This window comes from Acidobacterium sp. S8, assembly GCF_009765985.1.
In the GTDB taxonomy this organism is placed as follows: domain Bacteria; phylum Acidobacteriota; class Terriglobia; order Terriglobales; family Acidobacteriaceae; genus Alloacidobacterium.
The window spans coordinates 343,841-356,883 of record NZ_LMUM01000034.1; the positions used below are offsets into that span (position 1 = coordinate 343,841).

Sequence of the window (13,043 nt, forward strand, 5' to 3'; positions counted from 1 at the left end):
AGATACTCCCCAAAAAGTTGCTGCATTGTGATTTGTGAAAAGAGAAGAGGCGGCAGATCAACAACAACACAGGGAGTCGCGATCGACGCCTGCAGGGAATACGAGTTGAAAAGATCTGAAACCCATGTTTTCACCGAGGAAGTAAAAAGCCGCCAGGAGATTGCCCGGCGGCTGCTTTGAAAACGAAGCTCTTATGAAAGCTAGTTCGCGTGCATGCACGTGCGGGCGCAACAGTTGCCTGTGCAACAGCCACAACATGCGGTCTGGTAGACGCGAGTCATTGTTTCGTAGTGTATGAGGAATGCTCGCAACGGTCAATGGCACAGTTTGACAGCGGCCCCGGGATGCGAGATTCTAAATAGCACATGGCTTCCACGCTTTGTACCTTCGCCTGTCGAATCGAGTGTCGCTGTTGTTATGACATCAGCGCATGTCGGCGAGGGTGTAAGCACTGTCGATAGAAATTCTCACTATCCAGTCAGCTTAGATACACATCAACCCACGGCCAGACATTTCTGAGCGTGGGTTTTTAATTCCCGCCTCAATTGTCCAAAAGCATACAGGGGAGCTTCATAGCTCATGGCTACAGCAGTCTACAATCCGCCTCCCGCACCCATAGCTTCACAGGGGCGGCTTACTCATCTTCAGATGCTGGAAGCCGAGAGCATTCATATCATTCGTGAGGTCGCATCCGAGTTTCAGAAGCCGGTGATGCTCTATTCCATCGGCAAGGACTCGTCGGTAATGCTGCGCCTCGCGCAAAAGGCGTTTCACCCCGGGCCAATTCCGTTTCCGCTCCTACATGTCGATACCGGATACAAATTCCGCGAGATGCTGGAGTTTCGCGACAATTACACGCGTGAACTCGGCTTGAATCTGCTGGTATGGCGGAACGAAGAGGCACTGGCTGGCGGCGCAAATCCCGTAGCTCTGGGAACGCAACGCTGCTGCGGACTTTTGAAAACACAAGCACTTCTTGACGGGCTCCGCGCTCACGGTTTCGATGCGGCATTCGGCGGAGCACGTCGTGATGAGGAACGATCACGCGCAAAAGAGCGCATCTTTTCCTTCCGCGACGGTGCCGGACAGTGGGATCCAAAGAACCAGCGGCCTGAGTTGTGGAATATCTACAACAGTCGCATCGGTCCGGGCGAGAGCATCCGTGTCTTCCCACTCTCAAACTGGACTGAGCTGGACATATGGCACTACATCCATCTCGAAAACATTCCTATCGTGCCGCTGTATTTTGCGCGGGAGCGTCGCATGCTGGTGCGTGGCGATAGCCTGATTCCTGTCGAGCAGCCCTTCGTTAAGGGACTGCCGGGCGAAGAGCAGTGGGTACGTTGCCGCTTGCGATCGCTGGGTTGCAGCCCATGCACGGGAGCTATCCGTTCAGACGCAGACACCGTGCCGAAGATTATTGCCGAGTTGATCTCGTTTCGCTCGTCGGAACGCGCCAACCGTATCATCGATCACGATCAGGATGGCTCGATGGAGATTAAGAAGCGCGAGGGCTATTTCTGATGACGCATGCATCCTCCGTGCTCGATGATTTGCGCGATGCGGCCGAGCCATTCGAAATCGAAGACTTTCTCGCTGCCGAACAGCAGAAAGATCTTTTGCGTTTCACTACGGCAGGCAGCGTCGATGACGGCAAGTCAACGCTGATAGGACGGCTGCTCTACGATTCGCGCAGTGTTTACGAAGACCAGGTGAAAGCAGTCACGCGCAGTAATACCGGCGATGGCACGTCTATCGATTTCGCGCTGCTTACCGATGGCCTGCGCGCCGAGCGCGAGCAGGGAATCACCATCGACGTTGCCTATCGATTCTTTGCCACGGCGAAAAGAAAATTCATCATCGCTGACACGCCCGGTCACGAGCAGTACACACGCAACATGGTTACGGGTGCTTCTACCGCTGAGCTGGCCATTGTCCTGGTCGATGCGCGCAAGGGCATTCTCACGCAGTCCCGCCGCCACGCTTTCATCTCCTCGCTTCTCGGAATCCGCCATGTTGTCGCCGCCATCAACAAGATGGATCTGGTCGATTTTTCCGAGGAGGTCTTCGCGAAACATCAGCGCGACCTGCAGGCTCTCGCGCAACAACTGGAAATTCAAAATCTGGTTTGCATTCCCATCAGCGCACTGGATGGCGACAATGTTGTAATCGCCAGCGAGCGCACTCCGTGGTACTCAGGGCCAACGCTGCTGGAGCATCTCGAATCTGTTCCGATTGCGGAGCACTTGGAATACGCGCCATTTCGGATGCCGGTACAACGCGTCATCCGTCCCAATCAGGACTTTCGCGGATTCGCCGGACAGATCGCATCAGGCACGATCAAGCCCGGCGATGCCATCGTTGCTTTGCCTTCTGGAAGAACAAGCCGAGTCAAGGCGATTCATACCTTCGACGGGGAATTGGAAAGCGCATTCGCTCCACAGTCAGTCACGCTCACGCTCGAAGATGAAGTCGACATCAGCCGCGGTGACCTGATCGCACATGAAGGTAACGCGCCAACCATCTCCACAGAATTTACCGCTTCGCTCGTATGGCTGCATGCGGAGCCATTCACAGCCGGCAAAACCTATCTGCTGAAACACGCGAGCCAGACGGTGAAGGCACATCTGAAACTGACGCATCGTTTAGATGTGGAAACGCTGGCACAACATCCGGCTCAGGCGCTTGAACTGAATGAGATCGGCGAAGTTCATATAAGGACAAGCCGTCTGCTCATGGTGGATGCCTATCGGGACAATCGAATCACCGGCAGTTTTATTCTCATCGATGCGCAGAACAATGCAACGGTCGGTGCCGGCATGATTCGCAACGCGCAGCCGGCCAAAACATCGCAGGGATTGGAAAACAAAGGCGCGTTGATATCTCTGCCGCAAGCCGAACTCATACCCGCGCTAGAAAAATCGCTGCTGGCATCCGGTGAAGATGTTGTCGTGACGCGCGTGCAAAAGCCAGAGGTATGGCGCACGTTGCTGCACGCCGGCTTGATTGTGCTCGTCTACACTCCGGAAAAATCGCAGGTAGAGATCATCACGCTCAATAACGCGAGTCAATTTACTACGCAATCGCTGCAGCAGCTTACAGATGTGGAAGACGTTCTTCGAACAGTTGAGCAGATGAAGAAGGGAGCTGATCGGGATGACAGTGAGTTCTGAAGCGAGCACGAGCATTGTGCCTGGTCTCGAAGAAAAGATCAGCGCAGCGAGATCTCTCGTTGCAGCGCATGTGAATGGTTCGCCCGGCGAATGCGTTACCTGCAGTTTTCAGGCAGAAGACATGATCGTGCTGCACATGGTGCGCGAAATCTATCCGGATGTGCCGGTATTGTTTCTCGACACTGGTTATCACTTCGCGGAAACCTATGCGTATCGTGACGAATTGGCGACCGCATGGAACCTGAACCTCATCAACCTGACGCCGCGCCAGAGTGTGCCTGAGCAGGAAGCGCAATTCGGGATCCTGCATCAGAGCGCTCCGGACCAGTGCTGCAAGCTCCGCAAGGTAGAACCGCTATTCGCTGCGCTGGCAGAATACGCAACCTGGTTCACAGGCATGCGCCGCGAACAGGCCAAGAGCCGCGCACTGATGCAGGCGCTCGATCACTTCACACTCCCGGGCGGCAAGCAGTTATTGAAGATCAGCCCGCTCACCGACTGGAGCACGCGTGACGTCTGGTATTACGCGCAGGAACATGGAATTCCGCTGCTGCCGCTCTATGACAAGGGCTACTCCAGCATCGGCTGCGAACCTTGCACCAGTCTGCCGTCCGATCCAAATGATCCGCGCTCAGGCCGCTGGTCGGGCCGTAAACAGGAGTGCGGCATTCACATTCAGGCGCAGTAGCGCTAAGGATAGTCATGGAACTGGCCATCGGGTTTTTCATCGCGTTCGCGATCGCAGTCACGGGAGTAGGTGCAGGCACTATCACTGCGCCGATCCTCGTGCTTTTTCTGCACGTGCCGCTCCCGCTCGCCGTTGGAACAGCTCTCGTCTATTCCGCAATCGTGAAGCTGATCGTTGTCCCTATCCAGATGTGGCGAAAACAAGTGGTATATCGCGCAGTGGGTTACATGTTGCTCGGGGGTCTTCCTGGGGTGCTGATTGGCGTGTGGCTTTTCCGCCGCGTTGTGCAGCATGGCCATGAAAGCATTCTCTATGCCGCGCTCGGTAGCATTATTGTTGCCTCTTCCGGATGGCATCTCTATCGAACATTTCGCGGAAAGCACCTTTCCCAGGCTGAGCGCAATCGTCCTAGATGGCTGGCAATCCTGATGCTCCCCATCGGCGCGGAGGTGGGTTTTTCTTCTTCAGGGGCAGGAGCTCTCGGCACCATCGCTTTACTGGGACTTACCACGCTCAGTACGACGCAGATCGTGGGAACAGATCTTGCCTTTGGTCTTTGCCTCTCGCTAGTGGGCGGGGGACTGCATCTTCTCAGCCAGAATCTCGATTCGACGTTGTTATTGAAATTGCTGGTGGGTGGGCTTCTTGGCGCGATCGCCGGAAGTGTTGCCGCGCCACGCCTGCCAAATAAAAAGCTGCGACTGGTTCTGACAGCATGGCTGCTGATGATTGGCGTGCAATTCTGCTATCAGGCCGTGCATCTTCATATCGGTGCGCAGTCGCGGGAGAACCATCTCGCGTCCGTTCCGACTACTCAACATGCTCTCCTGCACCCTCTCAAAATCGTAAAACCGTAGCGCACAGCAGCGTTTCTTCGGCATACTGGACTTCCAAAGGTTTTAGTCTGTAAACGGAGTCTATTGCTCTTGAAAACATTCCTGCTTAGTCCGTTATCCGCCGCTGTTCTGGCTCTTGCCGCTTCGGTCTCCGCGCAAAACGCAATCGACATCAAACCTTCCCCGCAGCAAACGGCGTGGCAGGACCTCGAGATCGGGGTCATCATCCACTTCGGTACAAATACTTTTCTCGATCGCGAATGGGGTGACGGCACGGCGGGTCCGAAAGTGTTCAACCCTTCGAACGTCGACACCGACCAGTGGATGAAAGCCGTCAAAGCTGCCGGGGCGAAATATGCTGTGCTGGTCGCGAAACATCACGATGGATTCACTCTCTGGCCCAGCGAGCAGACAGACTACGGCGTAAAGAGCAGCCCCTGGATGAACGGTAAGGGCGACCTGGTGCGTATGGCTGCGGATTCTGCACGAGCGAATGGCTTAAAGTTCGGGGTCTATCTCTCGCCCTGGGATCGCCATGAGCCGAAGTACAAAGACCCCAAAGCTTATGACGAGTACTACCTGAAGCAGCTCGACGAACTCTCTACGCATTATGGAGATTTAATCGAGTTCTGGCTTGATGGAGCCGGCAGTGCCGGACGCAAATATGACTTTGACAGCATCATCGACGAGCTGCGTACGTATCAACCGAACACGATGGTCTTCGCTGATGTCGCACTCTTCAAGTATGCGGATCTGCGTTGGGTAGGAACCGAAAGCGGCAGTATCTCTTACGAAGACTGGAACGTGATCGATCGCGCAGGTTATCTGCGCTGGCGTCCCATTGAAGCAGATACGCCTTTGCACAAGCTACATTGGTTTTGGCATCCGAATGACGAAGCGACTCTCAAGAGCGTCAGCGAGCTAGTCGAGGTCTACAACAACACGGTGGGACATGGCGGACAACTGATGCTTGGTATCGCGCCAGATAACACGGGTCGCCTACCCGAAGCGGATGTGATGCGCCTCAAAGAGTTCGGTGATGCAATCAAACGGCTCTACAGCCACAACCTCATCGTTGATGAGCATGCGAAGCCTGCATCAGCTGATGAGTCCGCCGCAATCGATAATGATCCAGAGACATTCTGGTCGTCGCCGCCGGGTTCACATCATGCAACCGTAGAAGTTACATTTGCGAAACCTGTCACCTTCGATCGCGCCCTGTCAATGGAATGGCTCAACGATGGCCAGCACATCCAGAAATACGCGATAGAAATCTACAAAGACGGAGCGTGGCAGCGCATCGTGGAAGCTCAGGCTATTGGTCACAAGAAGATTGATATCTTCCGGCCCGTAACCGCGCAGCGCGTGCGCCTCAACCTGCTCTCGACCACCAGCGAGGCGCACATCCGCGAGTTTCAGTTATTTTCTGACAATCCCGACGGAAGACGGCCCTGAGTCGGCAACGGCCTCATCTACCTTCTGAATCCCGGTGATCGTAAGATTCTGCTCTACGCCGGAATCTGTATCACCAGGCTGCGCTCCACCAACAAACACCTTGTAGTTGCCTGCCGTCACAGCACGCTGGCCCTGCGCATCCACCAGGCTCAAGCGTCGGGAATCTAAATCGAAGCTGACATGTGCAATTTGATGTGGTTCCACATGGATGCGCTTGAAACCCGCCAGCCAATGATTTGGATTACCCGGCGCAGCAGGCGGCGTAATGTAAAGCTCCGCTACTTCATCGCCCGCAATCGCGCTTGTATTCTCTACGTCAGCCGTCACATGCAGCGTTGTTCCCGCACTCAGCTTCCCTGACGAAAGACGGAGATTCTTGTAAACGAATTTCGAATAGCTCAATCCATAGCCAAAGCCAAAGAGCGGCTTTTGCCGGAAGTAGCGGTACGTGCGGCCTTCCATGGCGTAGCTATCGAAAGCGGGCAGTTGATCCACAGATTGATAGAACGTCACCGGGAGTCGCCCACCAGGATTTACCGCTCCCGTCAGTACATCTGCAATCGCTGTGCCTCCGGCCTGTCCCGGATACCACGCTTCCACAATCGCGTTGGCGTGTTCCTTCGCCCAGTCTACGGCCAATGCGCTGCCATTCAGCAGAACGACGACCAGTGGCTTATTCGTCGCTGCAAGAGCTTCCAGCAGATCGCGCTGCACGGCAGGTAGAGCTATATCTGTGCGGTCGCCGCCAGAAAAGCCGGGAACATGCACCGGCATTTCCTCGCCTTCTACTTCAGGCGATAGTCCGACGAAAGCAACAACAGCGTCTGCCTGATTGGCAAACTGAACCGCCTGCTGGCGAAGCTGCTCGATATTTGGTTTCCACTTCAATCGGATGCCCGCGCCATAGTCTGCCCCCGAGCGCGCATATTCCATCTTGAAGGCATGCGGTTGGGCATCATCGAAATGAACGGTAAATGTCAGCGGCTTTCCTGAGTCGTGGGGATCGTGGCTCGAATCTTTCGCAACTTCCTTCCCATCGAATGAAACGCTATAGGAATATGTGGAAGCGCAGTGTGGCTCGCAACCTGCGTGGTCTACGGTAAAGGAAACATCGCCGGGCGCAACCGGTTGAAAGCTTCCGCTCCAGCGCACGCTGAAGCTCTTTGCTCCGCGCACGGGAAGAGGCACAACGCGATTCCAGTCAAAATCAATCCGCGCATCTTCCTGCGTAGTTGGCGCGCCGCCGAAGTTTGCGTCGGAATAGTACTCCGCTGTCAGCCCCCCTGCTTGACCGTCCTTGTTGAGAAAAGCGCCGCTCGGGACGATGGCGGGTAGTTCTGCGACCAGCGGCGAGCCTTGCGCAAACAACACCTTTGTACCTTTAGCTGCCAGCTCCTGCTGCAATCCTGCCAGCGGTGTCACCGGATGCTCCGGCACGCCGTTGTAGTTTCCTTCCAGCGTGGTCAGTGATTCTGCATTTGGTCCGATCACCGCAATTGTCTTTAATGTGCTTGCCAGCGGCAGGGTGTTATGGTCGTTCTTCAACAGCACGATCGCTTCATGCGCGGCCTTTAGCGCCAGCTCCGCGTGGGCCGGTGTTGCATTCTCACTCGGAGCTATCCGCGAATAAGCATTCGAGCCTTGGGGATCGAAAAGTCCCAGCTCAAAGCGGGCCGTAAACAGTCGCGTAACCGACTGAGTGAGGGCAGCTTCATCAATCAAACCCTGATGCACAGCATCTACCAGCGCGCCGAATTCCGGGCCGCAGCTGGTGTCGGTACCTGCTTTCACCGCAGCCGCCGAGGCATGCGCCGCATCGGGTGAAAAGTGGTGACCATTCTCGCTAAAGAAATCGGTGACCGCCCAGCAATCGGAAGTGACATATCCTTTGAATTTCCATTCACGCCGCAATATTGAGTCCAGCAGTTCGTGGTTCGCGCAAGCCGGCGTGCCATTCACGCTGTTATAGGCGCACATGATGGAATCAGCCTTGGCATCCACCATCGCCGTGCGGAAGGCGGGCAAATAGGTGTCTTCCACATCATGCGGAGATGGATCGATATTGGCGCTGTGCCGCGTCGATTCCGGTCCGCTGTGCACTGCGTAGTGCTTGGCCGTGGCAATCGTTTTGAATACTTTCGGATCGTCGCCCTGTAATCCGCGAATAAAAGCAGCTCCCATCTGACCGGTCAGATAAGGATCTTCGCCATAGGTCTCTTGTCCACGTCCCCACCGCGGATCACGAAAAATATTGATGTTCGGCGACCAAAAATCGAGGCCGCGATAGATGCTATGGTCCCCTTCTGCCTGCGCCGCATTGAATTTTGCCCGCGCCTCAGTTGAAATCGTATCGGCGATGCCGTGCTCCAGCTCTGTGTCCCAAGTTGCCGCGAGTCCAATCGCCTGCGGGAAAACGGTGGCATAACCGGCACGCGCCACGCCGTGCAACGCCTCGCTCCACCAGTGATAATCCGGCACCTGCAGTCGCGGAATCGCCGCCGCATTGTCCTGCATCTGCGAGACTTTCTCTTCCAGCGTCATCCGCGAAACCAGGTCGGCAACACGCTTCTCTGTCGGCTGAGATGGATCAAGATAGACGGGCTTTTCTGGAGTAGACTGGCAGAAACCATGTGTTGCGGATGCCAGAATGATGAGAGCAAAAAACGGAACTGCACACGACAATACCAAACGAATCTTCATAGATATCACACGCAACTTCCCGCACCAGTGTACAGATGTATACGGTTTAGTAAAGCGATTTTCTTAACGAACGCTGCTCCCAGCAAAGCCACTCCAAGAACGAGGAAAAGTAGTGCGGATTTCGCTGTTCATCACCTGCTACAACGACACGCTCTTTCCAGAGACCGGGAAATATGTAGTTCGCCTGCTTGAACGGCTTGGTCACGAAATAGATTTCCCGCTCGAACAGACCTGCTGTGGCCAGATGCACTATAACACTGGCTATCAGACAGAGGCGATGCCGCTGATGCGACGCTTTGTCGAAATCTTCGAAGACGCGGAAGTGGTCTGCATCCCATCCTCTTCCTGTGTGGCGATGATACGCGACCATTACCCGAAAATGGCTGAGGCTGCGGGCGATCCAGCTCTGGTCCAGAAAGTGAATGCACTGCTGCCGCGAGTTTATGAACTGAGCGAGCTCCTGGTGAACAAGCTGGGATTGGAAGATGTAGGCGCCTATTATCCGCATCGCGTTACATATCATGCCAGTTGCCATTCGTTACGCAGTCTGCACCTGGGCGATGTGCCACTGCAGCTGTTACGAAATGTGCGCGGCATCGATCTTGTGGAGTTGCAGAACGTGGATCAATGCTGCGGTTTCGGGGGCACCTTTGCGGTGAAGAATGGTGATGTCTCCGCGGCCATGCTCTCCGATAAGCTTCGCTGTGTTGAGAACACCCGTGCTGAAGTCTGTACCGCAGTCGATAATTCCTGCCTCATGCATATCTTTGGTGGATTGCATCGGCAGCGTACCGGCGTCAAGACAGTGCACATTGCAGAAATCCTCGCCTCCACAGAAGACGAGGCTACCCAATGAGCATTCGCGTAGGTGAAGCTGCCGAAGCGCCGTCATTCCAGAAAGCCGCTCTGCCGTTGTTAGATGATACGCAGCTGCGCAAGAATGTCCGCCACGCTACCGATGTCATCACCAACAAGCGTGCCATCGTTGTGGGAGAGCAGCACGATTGGCAGCAGCTGCGTTCCGCAGCCAGCGCCATCAAAGAACATACGCTGCGACACCTCGATCACTACCTGCTGCAGTTTGAAGCTGCTTGCACCGCTGCTGGAGGCCATGTCCATTGGGCCTCCGATGCTGATGAGGCGAACCGCATCATCGTCGATCTGGTAAAGCAATACGGCGGCAAGGAAGTCATCAAGGTGAAGACGATGACCTCCGATGAAATCGGTCTCAATAAGGCGTTCGAGGCGAATGGCATTCATCCTCACGAAACCGATCTTGCCGACATGATTATTCAGCTCGGTCATGACAAGCCATCACACATCGTCGTGCCCGCATTGCACAAGAATCGCCAACAGGTGCGCGAAATTTTTATGCAGGCGATGGGGCTTTCTGAGTTGGGCGATAAGCCGGAAGACCTGACCAATGCAGCCCGCCACTATCTCCGTGAGAAATTTCTGAAGGTAGGAATTGGCTTCAGCGGAGCCAATTATCTCCTTGCGGACACAGGTGGCGTTTGCGTTGTCGAATCAGAAGGCAATGGCCGTATGTGTCTCACCTTGCCTGATGTGCTGATCACAGTCGCAGGCATAGAAAAAGTGATTCCAGGTTTCCGTGATCTTGAAATCTTTCTGCAATTGCTGCCGCGCTCCGCGACCGGCGAGCGCATGAATCCTTATAACTCGCTATGGACGGGCGTTCACGACGGAGATGGCCCGCAACATTTCCATATTGTTCTTCTCGACAATGGACGCACGCGCATCCTTGCTGACCCGGAATCACGGCAGACGCTGCATTGCATTCGGTGCGGAGCCTGCCTGAACACCTGCCCCGTCTATCGTCAGACTGGTGGGCACGCCTATGGTTCGATCTATGCAGGACCTATCGGTGCCATCCTGACGCCGCAGCTCTTCGATATGCAGCACTCGCAATCGCTGCCTTATGCGTCGTCGTTATGCGGGGCCTGCTATGAAGTCTGCCCGGTAAAAATCAATATTCCCGAAGTGCTTATTCACTTGCGTGGCCGCGTTGTACGAGAGCAGCAGAGCGGAGCGAATATCGAAGCCATGGGGATGAAGGCCATGGCGAATATCTTTGCCAGCCGCCGCCGCTTTGAAGCTGCGCAGCGCCTCGGACGAATCGGCCAATGGCCATTCGTCTCGGAAGGGTGGGTAAAGCATCTGCCAGGGATGCTCGGCAATTGGACATCGGTACGCGATTTGCAGTCGATGCCGCAACAATCGTTCCGTAGTTGGTGGCGAGATCGCAAGAAATCTGCTGTGGCAAAGGAGAAAGCCGATGCCTGAGGCCACGAACACGCGAGAAGCGATTCTCAGCCGGATTAGAGCGACGAATCCTACCGCAGATGCAGCGGTGTGCACGTCCGAGTACCAGGCAATCGAGCGCGCCTATCAGCAGTCGGCATCGATGGATCGCGCCTCGATCATCAGGACGTTCATCGAACGCCTGCATGAATACGATGCGAACGTCACCGAGACGAGCGTCGACGGAATCGCGACTGCTATTGCCGAAATACTGAACACACACAGCCAGAAGTCCACAGTACTAGCGGACAATTTCAAGCAGCAGTTTTTGCCAGCGGATTTTCATTGCGTGCGCGAATCTCAAATTACAAAGGAACAGCTCAATACGATCGAAGGTGCGATTTCCGAATGCGAAGTAGCTATCGCGCACACCGGTACCATCATCATCAGAGGGTCGCGGCAGATTACTTTATTGCCCGACCGCTATCTTTGCGTGGTTTCTGAGAGCCAGGTCGTCGAAACGGTACCGGAAGCAATAGCTGTACTGGAAAAATTTGCAGCAGAGCCGCTCACCTTCATCTCTGGCCCGTCGGCTACAGCCGACATTGAGATGACACGCATTCGTGGAGTTCACGGTCCACGCATTCTCGATATTGTTTTGGTCAGAGATTAGGCAGCGTGTTTCACGCGATATCCGCGAGTCGCGAAATAGAGAACGAATAAATAGCAAACCAGTGGCACAAAGAAAGCTGCCTGAATATTGGATGCGTCGGATATACGCCCCATCAGGGCAGGAAATACTGCGCCTCCGAGGATGGCCATCACCACCAATGAAGACCCGCGTTTGGTATAGGGCCCCAGGTGCCGAATACTCAGCGCAAAGATAGTCGGGAACATGATTGAGTGAAAAAATCCCAGTAGCACGATACCCGCAAGCGCTGAAGATCCTCGCGTAAAGATCACAAGCAACACCGACGCGACACAACCAACGGCAAAAATGGCTAGCATTTTTGCGGGCTGAATCTTCTTCATCAATGCGGATCCGGCAAAGCGTCCGATCATAAATCCCAGTAGATGCAGCTTGAGATAATTCGCGGCCTGTGTGTCCAGTGTTCCCGGATGCGTGTGTTGTACGAAGCGAATGACAAAGCTGGCAACACCTACTTGTGCGCCAATGTAGAAGAACTGTGCCGCAACACCTTTTATTAAGTGCGGAAATGCGAGAATCCCTGGCAAATTAGGCGATTCCTCTTCCGCTGTTTCTTCCTGAATCACCGGTAGTTTTGAAAGAAAGATGATGACTGCCATCGCTACAAAGATGCCAACCATCACAAGGTAAGGCATGCGTACGACATCAGCTTCCGACCCAGCAGGAGCAGCATGTGCGCGCGAAAGAATAAACGTCGATCCTAGAATCGGCGTAACTACTGCCCCGACTGCATTGAATGACTGCGCTACATTCAGCCGCTGCTCTGAAGTCTGCGGTGGCCCAAGAAATGTGACATAGGGATTTGCAGAAACCTCAAGAAACGACTGCCCGCATGCCATGACAAAAAGCCCCAGCAAAAAGACAGCGTATTCGCGCACTGACGCCGCAGGAATAAATAGAAATGCACCGCACGCGCAGATCAACAATCCACAGACAATGCCGCGCTGATAACCGATCTTTTCCATAACTCTGCCTGCAGGCCATGCAGCCAGAAAGTATCCTCCGAAGAAAGCCACCTGTACGAACGACGATTGAAAGTCCGTAAGGTGAAACGCGCCCTTCAGGTGCGGAATAAGGATGTCGTTCAAATTGACGCCGACAGCCCACAAAAAAAAGAGACTGGTAATCAGGATCAGCGGCAGCACATAGCGGCGCTCGGTAAGCGGACCGCCTGTCTGCGGCGTCGAGGATGAAGAAATGCGCGTTACCGCCATAGGGTG

The 13,043-nt window shown here is 54.7% G+C and carries 10 protein-coding genes; 8 read left to right on the forward strand and 2 right to left on the reverse strand.

The features are described 5' to 3' along the window. Positions 1-579: 579 nt before the first annotated feature. The 5 genes from cysD (at position 580) to GSQ86_RS16695 (ending at position 6,152) form a co-directional block, all read left to right on the forward strand. Positions 580-1,524 carry a sulfate adenylyltransferase subunit CysD gene (gene cysD, locus GSQ86_RS16675; protein WP_158751059.1) on the forward strand — a complete coding sequence of 315 codons (945 nt, stop codon included), beginning with the start codon at positions 580-582 and terminating at the stop codon, positions 1,522-1,524. Next, the gene (cysN, locus tag GSQ86_RS16680; protein ID WP_158751060.1) at positions 1,524-3,173 is read left to right on the forward strand and encodes a sulfate adenylyltransferase subunit CysN; all 1,650 of its coding nucleotides are present in this window, start codon (positions 1,524-1,526) and stop codon (positions 3,171-3,173) included. Before cysD ends, cysN begins: the two co-directional genes overlap by 1 nt. After that, positions 3,157-3,861 carry a phosphoadenylyl-sulfate reductase gene (locus GSQ86_RS16685; RefSeq protein WP_158751061.1) on the forward strand — a complete coding sequence of 235 codons (705 nt, stop codon included), beginning with the start codon at positions 3,157-3,159 and terminating at the stop codon, positions 3,859-3,861. Before cysN ends, GSQ86_RS16685 begins: the two co-directional genes overlap by 17 nt. Positions 3,862-3,875: 14 nt before the next feature. Beyond that, positions 3,876-4,718 (forward strand): sulfite exporter TauE/SafE family protein, encoded by an 843-nt coding sequence (locus tag GSQ86_RS16690; protein ID WP_158751062.1) that lies wholly within the window; start codon positions 3,876-3,878, stop codon positions 4,716-4,718. 69 nt (positions 4,719-4,787) lie between these two features. Continuing rightward, positions 4,788-6,152 (forward strand): alpha-L-fucosidase, encoded by a 1,365-nt coding sequence (locus GSQ86_RS16695; protein WP_158751063.1) that lies wholly within the window; start codon positions 4,788-4,790, stop codon positions 6,150-6,152. On the opposite strand, the gene GSQ86_RS16700 is transcribed toward GSQ86_RS16695, so the two are convergent. Next, positions 6,117-8,852 (reverse strand): glycoside hydrolase family 3 C-terminal domain-containing protein, encoded by a 2,736-nt coding sequence (locus GSQ86_RS16700; protein ID WP_254062448.1) that lies wholly within the window; start codon positions 8,850-8,852, stop codon positions 6,117-6,119. The genes GSQ86_RS16695 and GSQ86_RS16700 overlap by 36 nt on opposite strands. A 112-nt stretch (positions 8,853-8,964) precedes the next feature. Between GSQ86_RS16700 and GSQ86_RS16705 the strand changes: the two genes are divergently transcribed. The 3 genes from GSQ86_RS16705 to GSQ86_RS16715 are packed head-to-tail and all read left to right on the forward strand — an operon-like array spanning position 8,965 to position 11,787. Continuing rightward, positions 8,965-9,708 carry a (Fe-S)-binding protein gene (locus GSQ86_RS16705; RefSeq protein ID WP_158751064.1) on the forward strand — a complete coding sequence of 248 codons (744 nt, stop codon included), beginning with the start codon at positions 8,965-8,967 and terminating at the stop codon, positions 9,706-9,708. Further along, a complete protein-coding gene (locus GSQ86_RS16710) occupies positions 9,705-11,156 on the forward strand; it encodes a LutB/LldF family L-lactate oxidation iron-sulfur protein (RefSeq protein ID WP_158751065.1) in 1,452 nt (483 codons plus the stop codon). Before GSQ86_RS16705 ends, GSQ86_RS16710 begins: the two co-directional genes overlap by 4 nt. Beyond that, positions 11,149-11,787 carry an LUD domain-containing protein gene (locus GSQ86_RS16715; protein ID WP_158751066.1) on the forward strand — a complete coding sequence of 213 codons (639 nt, stop codon included), beginning with the start codon at positions 11,149-11,151 and terminating at the stop codon, positions 11,785-11,787. Before GSQ86_RS16710 ends, GSQ86_RS16715 begins: the two co-directional genes overlap by 8 nt. On the opposite strand, the gene fucP is transcribed toward GSQ86_RS16715, so the two are convergent. Beyond that, positions 11,784-13,037 carry an L-fucose:H+ symporter permease gene (gene fucP / locus GSQ86_RS16720; protein WP_158751067.1) on the reverse strand — a complete coding sequence of 418 codons (1,254 nt, stop codon included), beginning with the start codon at positions 13,035-13,037 and terminating at the stop codon, positions 11,784-11,786. The genes GSQ86_RS16715 and fucP overlap by 4 nt on opposite strands. Positions 13,038-13,043 lie beyond the last annotated feature (6 nt).

What these genes read in the sequence shown, in the direction of transcription:
- GSQ86_RS16715 (WP_158751066.1), top strand. Translation starts at nt 11,149, where the DNA reads ATGCCTGAGGCCACGAACACGCGAGAAGCGATTCTCAGCCGGATTAGA.
- fucP (WP_158751067.1), bottom strand. Translation starts at nt 13,037, where the DNA reads ATGGCGGTAACGCGCATTTCTTCATCCTCGACGCCGCAGACAGGCGGT.
- GSQ86_RS16700 (WP_254062448.1), bottom strand. Translation starts at nt 8,852, where the DNA reads ATGAAGATTCGTTTGGTATTGTCGTGTGCAGTTCCGTTTTTTGCTCTC.
- GSQ86_RS16690 (WP_158751062.1), top strand. Translation starts at nt 3,876, where the DNA reads ATGGAACTGGCCATCGGGTTTTTCATCGCGTTCGCGATCGCAGTCACG.
- GSQ86_RS16685 (WP_158751061.1), top strand. Translation starts at nt 3,157, where the DNA reads ATGACAGTGAGTTCTGAAGCGAGCACGAGCATTGTGCCTGGTCTCGAA.
- GSQ86_RS16710 (WP_158751065.1), top strand. Translation starts at nt 9,705, where the DNA reads ATGAGCATTCGCGTAGGTGAAGCTGCCGAAGCGCCGTCATTCCAGAAA.
- cysD (WP_158751059.1), top strand. Translation starts at nt 580, where the DNA reads ATGGCTACAGCAGTCTACAATCCGCCTCCCGCACCCATAGCTTCACAG.
- cysN (WP_158751060.1), top strand. Translation starts at nt 1,524, where the DNA reads ATGACGCATGCATCCTCCGTGCTCGATGATTTGCGCGATGCGGCCGAG.